An 18,424-nucleotide genomic window follows, 5' to 3' on the forward strand; every position below is an offset into this window, starting at 1 on the left:
GTGTTCTGGGTTAGGGGAAACAATTGGATGAGCATTCACGTTATCTCATTAAGGCAAAATGGCAAAACCACCCTACTGGAATATAAGATTTAGATGCTTTTAGCAGTATGTTGGAATTGATTTATGACACAAGACAATAACTTTCAAACGAAGAAACGGTATCATTTAGGTGAAGATAAATGATACCGTGTTTATTATTCCAACAACCCAGCAAACCTCTGCTGAAATACCTCCACATCCGCATTCACACAGACCAGAGCATTTCCCATATCCAGGTGGCTATGAGACCTCACCCCGCATCCCATCCCGTTTCAACCGTGGGAATTGAAACAGAATAGCTAGAATGCCGCATAAGCCAATTAATACAGGGTAATACGAATAGGCCAAAATGCTGACTGGTGATATGTTTGCGGCCTCTGCTGCGACAAGAAGATGCAGCCCATAAGGAAGCAGGCCTTGAATGCTGCAGGCAAAAATATCGAGGATACTTGCCGATCTGCGTGGGTCAATGCCAAATTTGTCGGCGATATTTTTGGCAAGCGGACCGGAAACGATAATCGAAATTGTGTTATTCGCTGTTGAAAGATCTGTTGCACCTGCAATTCCGGCAATGCTGAATTCTGCGCCTTTTTTCGATTTCGTGTTTCGGGTCAAAGCATGAAGGAGATAGTCAATCCCGCCTTGATGTCTAATCACGCCAACCATACCAGCTATTAGTATGGCGAGAAACGCAATTTCAAACATGCCTGCCATGCCTTCATTAATTGTTTGAACCAAATCGATGATCGAATAGCTTCCATCGATGAGTCCGACTAATCCCGCAAACACAATTCCAACAGTGAGAACGACGAACACATTCACTCCGATCAGCGCAGTAATGAGGACACATAGATATGGCATAATCTTGACCCAGTTATAGGAACTTTGACTAATTTCCGCGTGCTGTCCCATTGTCATTACCCCAAGAATGAGACAGGTTACAATCGCTGCGGGCAAAGCAATTAAGAAATTGACTTTAAATTTATCCTTCATTTTCGTTCCTTGTGTCCGGACAGCGGCAATCGTCGTATCGGAAATGATCGAGAGGTTGTCGCCGAATAACGATCCGCCAATAATTGCAGCCATGGAGAGTGCCATCGAAATGTCGGTTTGATCGCTAATCCCAACCCCGATCGGCGCAAGTGCTACAATCGTTCCCATGCTCGTCCCCATTGACAAAGAAATAAAGCAAGCAATGATGAACATGCCCACGATTAATAAATTTTGCGGGACAATTGATAATGCCAGATTCACTGTCGAATTTACCGCACCCATCCCTTCTGCCACCCCGGAAAATGCACCGGCCAATAGGAAAATAAGGACCATCAGCATAATGTTCGGATCGCCAGCACTTTTACAATAGATATCAACTCTCTCTTGCAGCGATTCCTTGCGTCCCATTGCCAGCGCAACCGCCCCTGCAATCGCAATCGCTGCCATGACCGGAAACGCATAAAAATCCTGTAAGACAATCCCAGAGCCAATGAACAAAACTAAAAACACCACAAATGGTATAAGGGCCCACGGATTTCCATTATTATCGTTGTTCATGATGACCACCTCATTACTTTTAGAAATAAACTCGAAATGTAAAAACCTCTTCATGCAAAAACAAGAAGAGGTCTTATATTTACAAAATACGTAGGCTTTTTCTTTATCATTGTTGGGAAAAGTGACCTTCCCAAGGGGTATTTACCCTCTGCATACTTTATATTATTTTGGTTCTTTAGACAACTATTAACCATTTCCTTCTATATTATGGGTTATTTGATGGAAAAGGATGTAATTGATTGGATTCAGCGCTTATGGTTTCTGAGGATGATCATAGGAAGCAGTCCATGAGCAAACAATTAATAGGGAATTTTGGATCTTCCATGCCACCTTTCACCCCCATTCACTCGATTGTATTAGTGAAAGGGGGGATGACAAATGGCAGTAGCAGAAAAATATGATTCCACACTACGTCTAGTGCTAGATGATGGTGCGGATGTTTTGACTGGGAAACCACTTTATAAAACAAAAAACTTCAACAATGTCAAAACGGCTGCAACAGCAGATCAGTTGTACGCGATTGCACATGCAATTGCACCACTACAGGAGCGCCCGCTTTACAACATTGAACGTAGGGATAGCTCAGAAATCAGAGATGCATAAGCCTCTCGTAAATAAGGAGGAAGGGAGGGGAAACCATGAAAAAGCTTGAACTAAAATTTTTAAATAAAGAAGGGAAAACAGTTACGTATTCCTTAGAAAAACCCGTTGAACCTGTTGATCCGGCAACAATCAAAAGTGCCATGGATGAAGTCATTACCCAAAATGCGTTCACATCAACAGGCGGGGATCTCGTTTCGATCAAGAGTGCTCGAATTGTAGAGCGAAATGTTGAGGAAATTGAACTTGGTTAAGGTTGATGGGCCCCATTTTAGGTGGGGTCTATTTTGACGTTTAAATTGTCGTGATACTTTGGATGCTTTTGGAAACTATTATTTTCTGGAGTGTCCAATTTTCAAAAGCCTTGATTAAAGCGGAACACGGGCGGGATTGATTAACTTTTTCTACTACGTTTCACCAATTCGTAATACAGCGCTGTTGTTGTTAGAACGACGAGAAACACAGCAACAGAATAGGAAATTTGATAGCCATGTTGATGTGTTGTTACCCCCATCTTTGTTGAAATCCATTCCGCTCCCAATCCGGCAATCATCCATACCATGATATACCATATAAATGTTTTTTTGTTAATGCTTAAGCCATCATATAAATAAACAAAAAGATAACTGACTGGAGCAACCATGAAATACAACAGTAGATCAAATAATTCATAGCTGCTCAGATCATTTGTCTTATAAAGATCAATCAAACCTCCCCCAATGGTAAAATCAAACAGTGTTGCACAAGCAAACCCCCATATTAAAAACAATAATGTCACATCACGTGAGAATCGTTTGGGAAGCAAAAAGAAAATGGCGTATAGTACAACAAGAGCGATTAATATATATATTTCATTTTTATCAAAGTGCCCCCATAAATTCATGAAATATCCACCTCGCTCTGGGCTAATTTTTTAAATAATTGATAGGCATAATACGTGATGAGGTGCAGGATAAGAATGTAGATGACATCATAGCCGAAATTCCATTTAACATAACTAATAATATCAAAGTAGAGAGACAATGCCCTTAATCCCAGCAAGAAAACTAATGAAACAGTGATTGTTAAGATAAACTTCAAGGGGGTATTGGATTGATGTATGATATTTAATTGTGTAATTAATGTCATTGGAATGATGACACTTCTATTAAGCAAATAGGCGACATATTTGATGCCCTCTTGAGTTTCTTTGATCAGCTTCAATTCTTCAATAATAATCCACGATGCATTAATGATTATAATTAATAAGACAAGGAAGATTACTGTATTTTCGATAATGGAGAGTTTTTTCGGTAAAACGACAAATATGGCAACAATCAGCCAAGATGCCAAGAAAAAAACTGCGAATCCCATATGATGAACCTCCATTCATATGCTTCTGCTATCCTGTTATTATTATTAATTTAATGGAAAATATACGTAATGGTAATGAGAAGAAAGAAGGAAGGAGAGGAGAAGGTCGCGTAATCACGTATTTAAAAACAAAAACACATCAACTTTCTGACAAGAAGGCGGTATCATTTAGCTAAGAAATAAATGATACCGCCTTTACTAATCCAACAAAGCAGCAAACTTCCGCCGAAACGCCTCCACGTCCGCATCTACACAGACCAAGACATTCCCCTCATCCGAAAAATCCGCAATTGTATTTCCGGCTTCGTCTCCCTCTGTCACTACATTGATGTTCGCCCGTTTCACTTGAAAAAGCTCGGGGTTTGTTAAATAAAAGATGGTGCATAAATCGTGAATGACGATGGCTTTTTCTGAATATGCCTGTTTATAGTGATCAAGCATCTGATAGATCATTTCACCAACATTTCCTTGTTCGCGCAATTTTGCGATGTCATCAAAGGAAACGCTTGTCAAACGGGTCGCGTCCAGGCCGCACATGACAATTTTCATGCTAGAATCAAACACAATTTTAGCTGCATGTGGATCAGCATAGATATTGAATTCTGCTGCAGGTGTCGCGTTTCCACCTTCTACAGCTCCGCCCATTAATATGATTTGTTCAATATTCTCCTTTGTTTCCGGGAACATTTTCAACAAAAGCGCAATGTTCGTCAATGGTCCGATTGGCACAAGTGTAACGGGATCCGCTGACTTCATTATGTAATTTTTCATTTCCATGATGGCGTTATCATTTGATAGTAAATCTGGATTGGCCTCCGCTTCAAACCGGTAATCGCCTATCCCGCTGTTTCCGTGCACCTGTGATGCTGTTTTTGCCGGAAGTACGAGTGGTTCTCCTAATCCTTTGGCAATCGGTGTATCTTTTCCTAAAAAAGTAACCAAATCAACTGCATTTCTGGTCGTATTCTCTATCCCGACATTTCCGCCGACTGTCGTTATCAGTTTCACGTCTAATTCATCCGAGCGTAGTGCTGCTGTTATCGCAACAACGTCATCAATCCCCGGGTCTGTATCAATAATGATTGGTTTTGGCATGTTGTTCATTCCTTTCGTGTTGTTATGGTTGGGTGTTTTTGTATTTAGTGTCGTGTTTCTATTTTATTTCATCATGTTCATCGTTTTCTTGAACTGAAAAAAATCAATAGCTTTGGTAAGAAAGTCAGATGTGTGAGCGAATTTGGCTTGGTGTCACAAAAAAGATCATGATGTTATCATACAATGACAGGATATGCTGTGCAAATTCAATCCCATTTATATTATCCATTTCAAATGACTATAAACTAAAAGTGAAAATTGATAAAAACTTAGGCTGGGTTCGGATTAAGTAAGTTATATGAATTTAATCTGACTATTCAGTAATTTGAGTTATTAAATAATAATCACCATTTTTGACCGCCCTAGTTGTATTAAGCCGTTCCTTGTATACATCACTATTATTATATATAATGTATATGAGGTGATTAACTATGGATTATGAAAGAAAAGTTAGAAAACAAGTTTACCTTGAGCCTGAGCAAAATAAGCGAGTAAAACAATTATCCGCGCTAAATGGCAAGACGGAAGCAGAAATTATTAGGGAAGCCATTGATAATTATCTGGTAAATAACCGAGCAAACCAAAAAGATCCGTTATTTGAACTGGTTGGATTAGTAAAGAATGGTGCAAAAAATGGATCCGTGGAACATGATCAGGATATTTATTTATTTGAAAAAGGAGACACCCATGAAGAGAAGTAAATTATTTATCGATACTGGGGCGTGGATTGCGCTAACCGTAGAGAGTGATCATTTTCATAACAAGGCCCAGACCTATTTGAAAAGCCTTGATTTATCCGTTAAACGTTTTTCTTCCAGTTATGTCATCGCAGAAACCTATACCTGGTTGCGATATCACGAGGGGTTCAAATATGCGGGAACCTTTCTCGATGTCATCAATCGATCGAAAGCAAGCGGTATGTTGGATGTTATCGTTGGTGAAAGAGACACACTAGAAATATCAGAACAGCTTTTGAGGGATTTTCCAGATCAACGTTTATCTTATGTCGATGCAGTCAGTATGGCAATTATGAAAAAGGAAGAGATTAACAAGGTATTCGGATTTGATCATCATTTTTACGTGATGGATTTTGAAGTGGTTCCATATTTGTGAAAAAGCTGAGAACACTCGTGACTTTAGTCATGAGAGATTCAGGGCGGATTTTCAAACGGCGCAGCAAAAACTCTATCGTTCTCAAAAGGAAATGGAAAACAATCAACTAACCTATGATTTGAATATCGATTTTTCACAAGTAATCGACGAATCGTTACGCGTGACTTTTCATGTAACAGATTCGAAAAATCCATCGAATACAAAGACATTTTTGGCTACAGGAAATGCGGATTTGTCCCAGGCAATACAGCTGAATCAAGCGGGTACTGTTTATAACATAACGATCGATATTAAAGGGAAAACAAAAGAAGGATATGTTTTTGGACGAACGGTGGTGGATTCGGTTTATTATTAGATGCTGGGATCAATGCCCTGGTATGTTGATGATGGTGGAGATGTTGTGAATCTGGGAGATTGTTCATGATCCCTTTTTGAATAGTAGAGTCTAGAGAAATTTAGTTTTGTTTGCGATCCAAAACGAATGAATGATGATAATTGAACTGTGTATAAAGCTGTTTGGCCTATTTTGTTTTCCGGAAAAGGTTGAATGGCTTTTTTGTTATATGAATAGGATAGTTGCGTTCCTATCATTGATGAACTAGGCATTCTGTAGCATTGACAAAAAGTTGGGAATTATTGATAGTAAAAATAAATAATTAAATGTTTGCTATTGGTTGTTTTCGGCGTAACGTCCTATAGAAAAAGGGGAAAACGTGAGAAAAACAGCGGTATTTCAAGAAAAGTTAATTTTATAGAAGGAGGCGAATAACATGTCTACGGAAATAAAAATTGAGCAACATCCAATCAAGCAAGCTATTTCTGTACTGGAAGGATCGGCACAAAACTTTGAATCTGCTTTTCCAGAAAAAATTGCAGGGGAAAATCAACTCGATCTTTTGGATCAGCTAAATCAATTAAACCGTGCTTATTCATCTTTGATGGAGTCCTATAAATTATTGTTGCTTCATCTTATTAACACAACTGAAGGATCTGTTGAGTCACTCATCGAAACAGACCAATTGCTGGCAGACTATATGACGTATTTGAAATAGCTGAGATAACAATCAGTTTCAACTGGAAAAAGTGGGTCCTAAACATATGATACGAGGAGGGATGGGATGAAGACTTTGGATTCCTCTACTTTGCATGAAGGAATCGATGCAACACTTAAAGAAATCAACCATGTTCAGAGTAAAGTAACCGACGTGCAAAAAGGCGTTCGTGGCATAATTGATTTAGAGAGTTATTTAAAGGGAAAACGGGTGAATCGATCCGCTCCTTTTATGAAGGTATTCACGGACCATTTTTAATCTATCTGTACCAGTCGTTAACCCATTACAGGCAAACATTAGAAAAGCTGCAACAGGCCGTCCGATCCTATGAGTCAAATGAAAATGGATTCGTTAGGGAAGAATTTCTGGATTACGATGTTCAAAATGGATTCAATAAAGCAGAACAGGTACGGGAGGGCTAGTTGACGAGGCAAATGCAATTATAGCCAGTGTTTCTGATCTTGTTTCCATACCTTCAATTGACATGGAGGAATTTAGCTTCATGGTGCAGAAGGGAAAAAAGAAAACGAAAAATGATATAGAGCAGTTGCATGACCTAGATCACCAACAGACAAAAGCATTAAGTAAGGCAGGAGAAGATCTGGAGTTGCTCCATCAATACATAAATGAAATGACACGCATGTTTGCTTCTGATTACTAGATCACCACTTTTGATGCATTAACAGCCATACAGCTGCCCACGCTTCCTTTGATTTTACAAGAAGTGTACCCGATCCCGGAGGAAACAGAAGAAACCAGTTTATGGATCAAGATAAAAGATGGTGCTGTAAAGGTTGGAAAAGGGGTGTACAATACGGGTAAAGGAGCAGTGCTTGGTGGTGCTGATGTTGTCAAAGATACGGCTGTTGGTATCGGAAACACCATTATACACCCGTTTGAAACCATGGATTCCATGGCGAATATGGTGTTACATCCTTTCAATACCAGCCAATACATTGGTAGCGCAATAGCGGAGTCCTATGAGCGTGATATGGTCAATGGTGATGCTGAAAGTCGTTCGCATTGGGTAACGTATGCACTGGGTACAGCCGTCACAACCGTGTTCGGTACAAAAGGTGCAGGAACGGTAACGAAGACTGGTGTGGCAACTACAAAAGCAGCAGCAACAAAAACTACAGCAGCGGCCGGTAATACCGTGAAAAATATGGATTTTTCGCAGTATTTACCTTATGGACCGCAGTATCAATTGGCTGGTGGAGGTAAGGTTCCTTATAATGTAGTGGATGGGGAGTTTTTGAAGGATCAGTTGATTTTGAAGGCTGAGAGATTGTCGGGGACAAAGGGGAAGGAAAGCAGAGCTGATAATTCAAATGTAAAAGTTAATGGGGAGCCAAAAATTTGGAATAAAGTTAATGGAACAGCAGAAAACATCCCAAATACAGAGATTCCTGCTACTTTTCAAATTGAACTTAAAGAAAATATTAGCTACATTAATCCCCAAACGGGCAGTAATACACTGTGGACTAATTCTAATGCAACTAAACACATGGGTGAATATATTTCTAGATTTGGAAGTGACAGCGACAGTATAGGGGTTCGCAGTCAAGTGATGTTAGAAAGTTATTATAAATCATTAAACGGTGCAATGAATAATTTACAAACAATACCTCGGGGTCGGAATTTTGGGGTTTATGGTAACTGGGAACTTGGAATTAATACAGAAACAGGCGTTGTATATCATGCTAGAATGATAAATTAAGAAAGGAATCTATTATTATGCAAATTAAAAAAGTCGTAAATTCAGATGTGTATAAGAGAACATTTGAACCAATGGGTAAAGGATTACTATTGTTTGAAATTAAAAAGGATATTAGCAGAAACGGTCAAAACTACCACTTTTTTTATGGAAATGGTAAAAAACCGCCTTTAGATTTATCAATAAATCCAGACGATAATACAATTGAATATATAAGCTTTCTTCTTCAAGATGAAAAAATAGTGTCAAGAAAACGGGAAGATACTGTCTTCTTCTTTAAGGAAGAGAATATCGCCATAAGCGACAATAATTTTTCAAGCGATAGACCTCATATAGATTTTTCAAGGGAATTTGAAATAGCACTATTGAATGATAATAAAATTGCTATAGTGAGTAAGGATGTCAAAAGTGACTTAATTGGTTATAGAATCGATACGTCAAATTATATCCTATTTCAGGAGGGTATTTTTAGTGGGTTTTTGATGGAAAATATTTCAACTAATGAATGGGAAGCAATTAAAGAATCAGATGGGTTATAAATTTAATTCATTTAGACGGATTCGATATGACTTATTTCTTACATTCGGAGAACCTTGATTGGCTGATTGCCTGTTAGGGTTCTTAATTGTTTAAGGAGATAGTTCATAAACTAGATACACGATTCTACTGGGCGAGCAACGCGTGACATAGATATGACGAATCATGGAAGTGTTTCTGATCTTGTTTCCATAGCTTCAATTGACATGGAGGAATTTAGCTCCATGGTGCAGAAGGGAAAAAAGAAAACGAAAAATGATATAGAGCAGTTGCATGACCTGGATCATCAACAGACAAAAGCATTAAGTAAGGCAGGAGAAGATCTGGAGTTGCTCCATCAATACATAAATGAAATGACACGCACGTTTGCTTCCGATTACTCGATCACCACTTTTGATGCATTAACAGCACTACAGCTGCCCTCACTTCCTTCGATTTTACAAGAAGTGTACCCGGTCCCGGTGGAAACAGAAGAAACCAGTTTATGGACCAAGATAAAAGATGGTGCTGTAAAGGTTGGAAAAGGGGTGTACAATACGGGTAAAGGAGCAGTGCTTGGTGGTGCTGATGTGGTTAAAGATACAGCGGTTGGTATCGGAAACACCATCATACACCCGTTTGAAACCATGGATTCCATGGCAAATATTGTGTTACATCCCGTCGATACCGGCCAATACATTGGTAACGCAATAAGGGAGTCATATGAGCGTGATATGGTCAATGGTGATGCTGAAAGTCGTTCGCATTGGGTAACGTATGCACTGGGTACAGCCGTCACAACCGTGTTCGGTACAAAAGGTGCAGGAACGGTAACGAAGACTGATGTGGCAACTACAAAAGCAGCAGCAACGGCCGGTAATACCGTGAAAAATATGGATTTTTCGCAGTATTTACCCTATGGACCACAGTATCAATTGGCTGGTGGAGGTAAGGTTCCTTATAATGTAGTGGATGGGGAGTTTTTGAAGGATCAGTTGATTTTGAAGGCTGAGAGATTGGATGGTTCAAAGGGAAGCTCAAAGAATATATTTTCGAGTAATACTTTAAATGAAAAACAAAGTGAAATTATAAGGTCCGTCGAAAATGGAAAGATTATTTTAAATACTACTAAGCAAAAAGGCAATTATGGTGAAATGAAAATGGATGATTATTTCGAGAGTAAAGATTATACAAGAATTAGTACTGATAGGGTTACTGATTTAGATGATAAAATAATAAAAGGAATTGACGGTGTCTATGAAAATTCCAATCCACCACCAAAATATGTTATTGGAGAAGCGAAATACGGTAGCTCTAGATTAGGAAAAACGAAAAGTGGTAAGCAAATGAGTGATCAGTGGGTTGATGGTAATAAAAGACTTGAAAAATCTGTAGGAAAGAATTTGGCTGATAAAATTATTTTGGAAGAAATGTTGAATGCAAAGAATGTTGAGAAGGTTTTAATTCGAACTACTATTGATGGAAATGTAAAAAAATTTACTGTTGATGATAATGGGAGAATAATAAAATAAGGAGGGTTTCATGGTGGTTAGGGACAAAATGAAAAACGAAAAGTATTATATTGACTATATAGAAGAAGAAAATGAAAGGATCGCTAAATTTGAATCGATGGTGGAGCTGTTAACTAAGAACAGAGGCCCCAACGATAAAGGGGTGAAAAAAGGTAATTATCATATTTATGGACTAAAGTTTAGTAAATTAACAGCAATGTATTCTTTAGGAGTATCCCTTGAAGAAATAAAAGAATTTTACCCGGAAGTTGTCAATATAATGGAAAAAGCTTGGAATTCGGATAGCGGTTATGTAGAAATGCTTTGGATGTTATCCATTGGAAACATGCTGAAAATAGATGATAAACAATTTGATAGGCTAGTCAAATTGATAGAAATACAAAAGGTAGAGGATTTCCTATATGATTATTTAATCCAAGCGAAGCAAACAAAAAATTGGCAACAAATTACCGGGAATCTGTTATATGAAACACCCTATTTAACCTTAAAACAAATTATTGAGAGCAACGATAAAAACTATCAAAGCACAACATTAAAAAAATATCTGGAAATAGATTGGTATGAGGGTCATGATGATATGGGATGGTACGCTTCTCATAATAGTAAACATGACATTTATAGCGGTTATTGGAGTTTTGAAAGCGGAGCAATTGCCCAGATATTGAAGCTTAACGATAACGATCTTAAAAATACAACCTATTATCCGTACGACATGGTACATTATCAGGATAATTGAATTTGTATTGAAGCTTGGTATTTTAGTCAAAGAATATCGCGAATTAGGATTCAAGGATAGGAACGGTGGATTTATTTTAAAATACTTTCAATTTTAGGTTTAATCGATGAGGGATTGACTTTAGGGGATGAAGTGTTTGAATTTAAGCTGACTCTTAATGATAATAATGAGCCAGTTAATGATGATTTACAGGATTTGTTCTTAGCGTACGTTGAGGAAACTAGATAGAGTGAAACCAATAATAAGTGGCGGTTATTTTAAAGATAACGCTTGTTTTAAAAATAATTTTTGGACCAGGATGATAACTACTATACTGATTTTGAGTAAGTAAAAGGTCATCATTTAACCATCCAACCCTACGAACCAAATGCGATTATAGCCAGTGATTCCGATCTGGTATGGCGGGTGGTAAAATTGTCTTAATAATTATAACGGTGCTTGGTGTTTTGGATCGACGAAAGCCATATCGAGTTACTAGTGGTGTATATGGCAATCGAAAAATGAGCCACATGGCAACTCAATATTGAGCCACCATAAGTTTGTGAATTTTATTTACCACAAAACTTAATTGGATTTATATGGAGAGGCGGGCATGATACCCTGATTAGGGGTGCGAAATCTTTCCCACCGCACGCTTTCGCAAAGTAATCATGCCCGTAGAGGTTCCATGTCAATCCTGCCCAGTAATAAAATATATTATCTAAGTTTGTGAATTCCTCTAATTTCAAGTGGCTCAAAATTAGTTGCGAAATGGGCCAAATTTCAATTGCGAAATACAACTAGCTATTATTGATACATCAACTGACTACAAAATATTTAATAGAAGACTTAATAATTGGGCTAGAGACTAGAAGATGGCATTTCATCTTTGCCAAAAGAATTAAGATTAGAATAGGAGTGTGTATTGCTAATGGAAAAAAAGGGATAGTCTCCATATGGTTGGGTAACGTTAAGGAGGAATATGACTTAAAAGAATATGTGGACCTGAAATACGATGAAGAGGGAGAGTCTATCCCTTCAAAATTTTATGTAGATTTTAATATTGATATGGACGAGACAGATGAAGATTTTATAGAAAAAGCAGTATTAGTACAAAAGAGTAATAATATTTCTGATCTATTGGAGGGATGTTCATACGATGAAATTATTCTACCCAAAATAAGCGAGAGTGTTAACTTAAATAAGTATTATAATGCTGTTCACTAGCGTTGCATAAAACTAGTCGGAATGTTCTGTAAACATCATTTCTGTAATTTTTGCCAAAAAGTCAAAGTCCAATTAAAGGTGGCTCTGTCCATCTGGTAAAATTATACAATTAATACAAATTAATACAACCTACGACAATATCATTTATTACGGTACTGTCTTATTTTCAAATCGATGTAGCCAAATGTAAGCTGGTTTCCATAACGCGGCCTTTAACCAACGAGTAATTCGAAGCAGTGATTTTTTGCTTTTCGTTTCCAGTTGGATGAGCACATGCAAACAATAGGTGATGAGCGCAATATAGATTTGATTTTGTAACGCTGTTTCACTCATTCCGTAAAAATGTTTGATTTCCACGTGCTGCTTTAACCATTTGAAAAATAATTCGATTGCCCAGCGTGATCGATAAATATCACTAATTTCTTGTGGTTCCAAGTCAAATCGATTCGTGATTAATCGAAGGATGTTTCCCTTCGTATCCATCACTTCAAGAAGACGAAATACGTTTTCGCACCGATTTTGTGTGGATCCTATGTAAACCATTCTGTCAGATAGAACCGATGATTCAGCTGGAACGGAAAAGGAACATACTTCACGAATGACGGCATTTTTCTTAATTCTGGATGCAAAGAAGTATCCTTCGTCTGTCATCCTGTCAAATCGTTCGTAATCCACATAGCCGCGATCAAAGACGTACATGGCTTCCTTGTCATCAACGAGAACTTCAAGCTGATTACGATCATGTTCTTTCGCCACTGTGATCTCAGCTTTCTCAGGATAGACTGTATCTTTATCCATGAAAACGAGTCGTAAATGTAGTTTCACACCAGCCTTTGTTTTACGGAACTTTGCCCACTTATAATTGGTTAGGTTAAGAGGCAAAGTGCTAGAATCGATAATTATGGCAAATTCTTGTAGGCCTTATTGTGATATCCACGTATCTGCTGCACAAGATCGGAAAACAGGGTCGCTAGTATGGATGGATCAATTTCTTTATTCTTGCGAGAAAGCTGTGATGCGCTAATCGATTCAAAACCAACAGCTTCCTGAAAGTCTGCATCCAATAAAGCGTCACTTAATGCTTGGAGCCCTTCCGTTTCATGTACTTGTGCATAGAGCATCAGTTTAATGTAGGCTTCAGTCGTAAGTTTTTTGGTATAGCTATCTTGATTTAAGTTTTTAACTTGATTAAAAAGATTTTTAGTATTTATAGGTGCAATCCATTTACCAAATGCTGATTTTGGTGTATTCTTGTCCATATTGTTGGTCCTTTATATTGGATTTGGACAGGAAAACCACCTGACCTATTCATTATAAAGGATTTTTTGTTGTCTATACAGCCAAAAATTGAACATTGCCAATATTTTTTATTATTAAATTTAATTAATGCAACGCTAGTGAATGCTGTTATATTAATGTATAATTTTGAGTACGATAACGAGGTAAATTCTTCAAGTAAATTTGATTATATTACTTCTACCAGTTACGAGTGATAGTTTTTTTGGAAGGTTAAATTAGGCTATAATTATTTGAAGAATGCCCGGTTAGTTACATTCTCTCCATGGGTAATTCCTGTCAAATAAACCCCCGATGTATTTGCAGGTGGGGTTTATTTGACTTACCCTATATTATTAGAAATAAAAAGCCCAGAGAAAAGCCAATATGAGTCAAATGAAAATGGATTCGTTAGGGAAGAATTTCTAAATTACGATGTTCAAAATGGATTTAATAAAGCAGAACAGGTAACGGGAGGGTTAGTTGACGAGGTAAATGCAATTATAGCCAGTGTTTCTGATCTAGTTTCCATACCTTCAATTGACATGGAGGAATTTAGCTTCATGGTGCAAAAGGGAAAAAAGAAAACGAAAAATGATATAGAGCAGTTGCATGACCTGGATCATCAACATTAACGATAGCAATCTTAAAAATACAGCCTATTATCCGTATCACATGGTACATTATCAGGATAATTAAATTTATATTGAGGCTTGTTATTTAGTCAGGGAATACACTGAACTAGGATTCAAGGATGATAGATAATGAAGAGTTAATAGTAAACCTAAATGAAGATGGTATAGTTTCTGACTACAAAGTAACTACGGATTAATGGAATTTGCTTTCTTTTCGGTGAACTAGTTTCCCCTCATTTTGGTTTGATGTGTAACTAATCCCTGTTCTGTGAGTAGGGATTATGTAATGTTTTATGAAAAAAAGATATTAATGCTGTTGGAAATTACTAGCGGAACGGGTTATGGGAAATAAAGGATATATATAATATTTCCTAAAGATATGGAATATATATGTAAATAGGTTTATCTATATATATGAGATCAGAATGGAGGGATTTGGACGTAACATCGCTTTGAGCTTATGGCTGGGAAGCTATCCCGCATGTTGCAGATTATGAGGATTTTGCTGCGTTGAATTTTAGTTACTTATACATAATTTACTGATTTGCCCCTAATTTAATTTAGGGGTTTTTTGGCAATCGGTTAGATACAGATAAGATCTCTGCTAAATTGATGGTGGTAATGATGGTGGAAATGTTGTGGTTTCGGGAAATAGTTTTAGTAGATATGCCTGAAAAATGAAGTGGGTAATGGGAATAGTTGTAATGAGAAACAGAGGGAAGCGGGGGATGATTTGGCTTTGTGGGAGAAAATAATAACTATAATTGAATTTAGGGGAATACGTTTGATCCACTTTGATTGATTTCCAAAAATATTGGATAGCTTTTTTGTGTTGTGTGAGGAATGGTTAATCATGGCTAGAGGATTTCAAACTACCGGATAGTTATCAGTTGGTATTTTTAGTGATTTGATTATCTGGACATACTGGTTTCTAAGCATGTGTTTTTGAAAGGCTACAGCTATACTGCGTTGCACCAAGTTCTTTTAGTGTAGTAGTGGGATATACAATGAACCAGTTTATTTATGCGGGTTTATGTCCAAATCAATATATCAGTTGACAAAAAAGGGGAACTTACTATGTTTGAGGTACTATTAATCACTTCCGCCATAGCATTAATGTTTTTGTTCAGGGACCGGGATAATAATAAATATGAAACCGTTTATAGTGGTGATGAATCAACATTAAGTGAAGCTAACGTATATTATTGGCTGTTAAAAAATAATAAAATTCCTTTCAAATACCAAATCCCATATAATTGGAAGAATTTTTATCAATTTGGATACCAGAAAAGCCCTGTCTATATTAAAGTAGCTAGAAATGATGCGGTAAGGGCTAGACGAATAATATGGTTGTACAGGAAAGAGAAAATGAAAATGGAAAGGAATATTGGAAGATAGGGTGGGACATGGGGACAGGTTAGGTGTCCCAGCTTGAAATGTGCATGAGCGTTGACATTGCGGGTGGGACAAGGGACCTGTCCCCATGTCCCGGTTTTTATCTATCTACTATAATGTGGTAAAATTAGCCTAGTAACAATTGTGCCGGATGGTCGGAAGTGTGACATTCTAAAAAGAAGAAAGAAGATAAATGGAATAAGGACCAAAACGCATTTACAGCCGTGATTTGATGGTGTATCATAGTTTATCGGTTATTTAATGCCTGCTTTTTGGAGCGAATAATTAATATAATAACAATCTTTTAGAGGAATATAGTGGGAGTTTGTTTGAAACCATATAAATACGAGGAGTCTATTATGGAAAAGAGAACGAAACATAAAAAGTCCAGAAAATTATGGTTAATAATTCCTTTAGCCATTATTGTTGTGCTGATAATGGGTGTTGGCATATATGCGTTTTCCATTTATAACAATGCGAAACAGACAGTCAACGAAAAAATGCATGAGCCAGTGGAATCGATTGACCATAAACAAGCGAAGAAGAATGTGAAAGCGACAAAGCCATTAAATATTTTGCTGTTGGGTGTGGATGAGCGCGCAAATGACAGAGGGCGTTCTGATGCGTTAATGGTGCTTTCTTTAGATCCTGAGAGTGACAAAATGCAGTTGGTTAGTATCCCACGTGATACTCGAACAACTATTATTGGTAAAGGATCCGAAGACAAGATAAATCATGCCTATGCATTTGGCGGCGCTGATATGTCTGTTGCAACAGTGGAGAATTTCCTGGATATTTCGCTTGATTATTACGTCCGGATGAATATGGAAGGCTTGCAGGAGCTTGTTGACCAGCTTGGAACGATTACGGTGGACAATGAAATCGAGTGGAATGATGGGAAGTACGATTTTGACCTGGGTCCGGTTGAAATGGATGGGGATAAAACGATGCACTTCGTTCGCATGCGTAAGAAGGATCCAAATGGTGATTTTGGTAGAACAAAACGTCAACGCCAAGTGATTCAAGGCATTGTTGATAAGGGTGCAAGCGCTGGATCTGTTAGTAAGATTAATGGTGTAATCGACATTCTTGGAAACAATATGGCAACAAACTTGGATTTTGATGATATGAAAAATTTGATGAGTGGATATAAGGATACAAGAAAAAATGTTACGAGTTATATGATGAAAGGGAACGGAACCAAAATTGACGGTGTGTATTACCTGATGATTCCTAATGAAGAGGTTGAGAAAGTGCATGGGATGATTGCGGGTGTGGATATATAGGGGGTGAGGGCCTGCGCGGGTGCGTGGGTCTTTTTTTGCGTCAGCCAACAGGAGTTTTCATCTTCTGGGACAAGAGACCTGTCCCCGCGTCCCAGCTCAAACTTAAAGCCCCGTCTGAATATGGCGCTGGGACAAGGAACCTGTCCCCATGTCCCCTGGGATGAAATGGGTATTGACAACAAAAAATCATTTTTAAAAATATATTGACAATAGGTTGCCATGATGCTAAACTCTACTTAAACATATGAAAGCGCTATAATTTTAATTACTGGAGGGGGATTATGGTATGAAGAAGAGTTTTCTGTATTTAGGTATCTTACTATTGGCAATTGTCGGGCTGGCAGGTTGCTCAGGTGGGGACGACGATGAGGCTTCAGCTGATGGGGGTAATGGTGATAAGGATTATGAGTTAAAGTTTGGCTTGGTGGCTGGGAATCAACAGGTTGAATACAAAGCCGTTGAAAAACTAGCAGACTATGTAAATGAAGAAAGTGATGGTCAATTAACAATTAAGATTTATCCAAATTCACAGCTTGGTGATGATCGTGCAATGCTTGAACAGCTTCAAGAAGGTACATTGGATATGACGCAAGCTGAGGGTGGACGATTCGGTATTTGGGTACCTCGCGCATCATTATTGGGACTACCGTATGTGGTAGATGACTTTGAACAATTAAAGGCAGCAATTCATAATACCGAGTATGGAAAAGGCTTGTTAAGTGAATTGGAAGAAGAACATAACTGGAAGATTGTTGCTTCATCGTATAATGGTACACGTCAAACGACATCAAACCGTGCTATTAAATCACTTGACGATATGGAAGGATTAAAATTACGTGTTCCTGAAGCTGATACATTACTAGATTATGCGAAATTCACAGGTGCTTCTCCTACACCAATGGCATTTACAGAAGTATACACTGCACTACAAACAAATGCCGTTGATGGTGAGGAAAATCCACTCACAACAATTGATGCACAGAAGTTTTATGAAGTACAGGACTATTTGGCATTAACGAACCACGTTGTTAACGATAATGAATACGTTGTTAGTACGAAGACATTAGAAAAGTTACCTGATGACTTAAAACAGATTCTAATTGATGGAATTGAAATGGCTGCAGAGGAACATACAAACATGGTTAAGAAACAAGAGGAAGAACTCGTATCTAAATTTGAGGATGAGGGCGTAACTGTTACAGAACCAGATTTAGAAGAATTTAAAAAAGCTGTGTCTGAAGCATATCCAAAGTATTTAGAGGAAATTGGTGATGGTGCGGAAGATTATTTGAAACAAATTCAGGAAGCAAAATAAAAAGCTCA

Annotated in this window: 20 protein-coding genes and 3 pseudogenes; 18 read left to right on the plus strand and 5 right to left on the minus strand. The window is 37.8% G+C overall.

The genetic code is table 11. The features are described from left to right. Window positions 1-279: 279 nt before the first annotated feature. Window positions 280-1,590, minus strand: a complete 1,311-nt coding sequence (locus tag C8270_RS07865; protein WP_106496300.1) for a Na+/H+ antiporter NhaC family protein — start codon at window positions 1,588-1,590, stop codon at window positions 280-282. Between the two features lie 378 nt (window positions 1,591-1,968). Here C8270_RS07865 and C8270_RS07870 point away from each other — a divergent pair, with 378 nt between their 5' ends. Beyond that, window positions 1,969-2,193 (plus strand): DUF1659 domain-containing protein, encoded by a 225-nt coding sequence (locus C8270_RS07870; RefSeq protein ID WP_106496301.1) that lies wholly within the window; start codon window positions 1,969-1,971, stop codon window positions 2,191-2,193. A gap of 35 nt (window positions 2,194-2,228) precedes the next feature. Then, window positions 2,229-2,444, plus strand: a complete 216-nt coding sequence (locus C8270_RS07875) for a DUF2922 domain-containing protein (RefSeq protein WP_106496302.1) — start codon at window positions 2,229-2,231, stop codon at window positions 2,442-2,444. Window positions 2,445-2,584: 140 nt separating this feature from the next. On the opposite strand, the gene C8270_RS07880 is transcribed toward C8270_RS07875, so the two are convergent. Both C8270_RS07880 and C8270_RS07885 read right to left on the minus strand, forming a co-directional pair. Further along, entirely contained in the window at window positions 2,585-3,073 is a 489-nt protein-coding gene (locus C8270_RS07880) for a hypothetical protein (protein WP_106496303.1), read from the minus strand. Then, window positions 3,070-3,543 carry a hypothetical protein gene (locus tag C8270_RS07885; protein WP_106496304.1) on the minus strand — a complete coding sequence of 158 codons (474 nt, stop codon included), beginning with the start codon at window positions 3,541-3,543 and terminating at the stop codon, window positions 3,070-3,072. Before C8270_RS07885 ends, C8270_RS07880 begins: the two co-directional genes overlap by 4 nt. Before the next feature lie 53 nt (window positions 3,544-3,596). Between C8270_RS07885 and C8270_RS20640 the strand changes: the two genes are divergently transcribed. Further along, on the plus strand, window positions 3,597-3,719 hold the full coding sequence (locus C8270_RS20640) for a hypothetical protein (RefSeq protein WP_267894834.1): 123 nt from the start codon (window positions 3,597-3,599) through the stop codon (window positions 3,717-3,719). A gap of 22 nt (window positions 3,720-3,741) precedes the next feature. On the opposite strand, the gene C8270_RS07890 is transcribed toward C8270_RS20640, so the two are convergent. Further along, entirely contained in the window at window positions 3,742-4,638 is an 897-nt protein-coding gene (locus C8270_RS07890; protein ID WP_106496305.1) for a nucleoside hydrolase, read from the minus strand. A 431-nt stretch (window positions 4,639-5,069) separates the two neighbouring features. Between C8270_RS07890 and C8270_RS07895 the strand changes: the two genes are divergently transcribed. The 11 genes and pseudogenes from C8270_RS07895 (at window position 5,070) to C8270_RS07950 (ending at window position 12,510) form a co-directional block, all read left to right on the plus strand. Continuing rightward, complete coding sequence (locus tag C8270_RS07895; RefSeq protein ID WP_106496306.1) at window positions 5,070-5,339, plus strand: CopG family transcriptional regulator; 270 nt, start codon at window positions 5,070-5,072, stop codon at window positions 5,337-5,339. Beyond that, window positions 5,326-5,751 carry a type II toxin-antitoxin system VapC family toxin gene (locus C8270_RS07900; protein ID WP_158701658.1) on the plus strand — a complete coding sequence of 142 codons (426 nt, stop codon included), beginning with the start codon at window positions 5,326-5,328 and terminating at the stop codon, window positions 5,749-5,751. Before C8270_RS07895 ends, C8270_RS07900 begins: the two co-directional genes overlap by 14 nt. Next, window positions 5,729-6,106, plus strand: coding sequence for a hypothetical protein (locus C8270_RS07905; RefSeq protein WP_106496308.1), 378 nt, complete (start codon window positions 5,729-5,731; stop codon window positions 6,104-6,106). The genes C8270_RS07900 and C8270_RS07905 overlap by 23 nt, the downstream gene beginning before the upstream one ends. 415 nt (window positions 6,107-6,521) lie before the next feature. Continuing rightward, window positions 6,522-6,803, plus strand: a complete 282-nt coding sequence (locus C8270_RS07910) for a DUF5344 family protein (RefSeq protein ID WP_106496309.1) — start codon at window positions 6,522-6,524, stop codon at window positions 6,801-6,803. Between the two features lie 66 nt (window positions 6,804-6,869). Next, window positions 6,870-7,225, plus strand: a pseudogene (locus C8270_RS20830) (T7SS effector LXG polymorphic toxin). A gap of 5 nt (window positions 7,226-7,230) precedes the next feature. Further along, window positions 7,231-7,464: pseudogene (locus tag C8270_RS20650) on the plus strand (T7SS effector LXG polymorphic toxin); the annotation flags it as partial. 48 nt (window positions 7,465-7,512) lie between these two features. Continuing rightward, complete coding sequence (locus tag C8270_RS07930; protein WP_106496312.1) at window positions 7,513-8,523, plus strand: hypothetical protein; 1,011 nt, start codon at window positions 7,513-7,515, stop codon at window positions 8,521-8,523. A gap of 17 nt (window positions 8,524-8,540) precedes the next feature. Next, window positions 8,541-9,059 (plus strand): hypothetical protein, encoded by a 519-nt coding sequence (locus C8270_RS07935; protein ID WP_106496313.1) that lies wholly within the window; start codon window positions 8,541-8,543, stop codon window positions 9,057-9,059. A 153-nt stretch (window positions 9,060-9,212) separates the two neighbouring features. After that, window positions 9,213-10,568 (plus strand): T7SS effector LXG polymorphic toxin, encoded by a 1,356-nt coding sequence (locus C8270_RS07940; protein WP_106496314.1) that lies wholly within the window; start codon window positions 9,213-9,215, stop codon window positions 10,566-10,568. A 13-nt stretch (window positions 10,569-10,581) separates the two neighbouring features. Beyond that, window positions 10,582-11,304 (plus strand): PoNe immunity protein domain-containing protein, encoded by a 723-nt coding sequence (locus C8270_RS07945; protein WP_158701659.1) that lies wholly within the window; start codon window positions 10,582-10,584, stop codon window positions 11,302-11,304. 789 nt (window positions 11,305-12,093) lie between these two features. Then, entirely contained in the window at window positions 12,094-12,510 is a 417-nt protein-coding gene (locus C8270_RS07950; protein ID WP_234028518.1) for an immunity 22 family protein, read from the plus strand. A gap of 147 nt (window positions 12,511-12,657) precedes the next feature. On the opposite strand, the pseudogene C8270_RS07955 reads toward C8270_RS07950, so the two are convergent. After that, a pseudogene (locus tag C8270_RS07955) lies at window positions 12,658-13,769 on the minus strand (IS4 family transposase). A 354-nt stretch (window positions 13,770-14,123) separates the two neighbouring features. On the opposite strand from C8270_RS07955, the gene C8270_RS07960 reads away from it, so the two are divergent. The 4 genes from C8270_RS07960 to C8270_RS07975 all read left to right on the plus strand — a co-directional run bounded on the left by C8270_RS07960 (window position 14,124) and on the right by C8270_RS07975 (window position 18,416). Next, the gene (locus C8270_RS07960) at window positions 14,124-14,420 is read left to right on the plus strand and encodes a T7SS effector LXG polymorphic toxin (protein WP_106496316.1); all 297 of its coding nucleotides are present in this window, start codon (window positions 14,124-14,126) and stop codon (window positions 14,418-14,420) included. Window positions 14,421-15,497: 1,077 nt separating this feature from the next. Further along, entirely contained in the window at window positions 15,498-15,818 is a 321-nt protein-coding gene (locus C8270_RS07965; protein ID WP_106496317.1) for a hypothetical protein, read from the plus strand. 356 nt (window positions 15,819-16,174) lie between these two features. Beyond that, complete coding sequence (locus C8270_RS07970) at window positions 16,175-17,101, plus strand: LCP family glycopolymer transferase (protein WP_106496318.1); 927 nt, start codon at window positions 16,175-16,177, stop codon at window positions 17,099-17,101. Between the two features lie 286 nt (window positions 17,102-17,387). Further along, window positions 17,388-18,416, plus strand: a complete 1,029-nt coding sequence (locus C8270_RS07975) for a sialic acid TRAP transporter substrate-binding protein SiaP (protein ID WP_106496319.1) — start codon at window positions 17,388-17,390, stop codon at window positions 18,414-18,416. Window positions 18,417-18,424: the final 8 nt, after the last annotated feature.

Origin of the sequence: Lentibacillus sp. Marseille-P4043 (assembly GCF_900258515.1) — a bacterium.
Taxonomy (GTDB): Bacteria; Bacillota; Bacilli; order Bacillales; family Amphibacillaceae; genus Lentibacillus_C.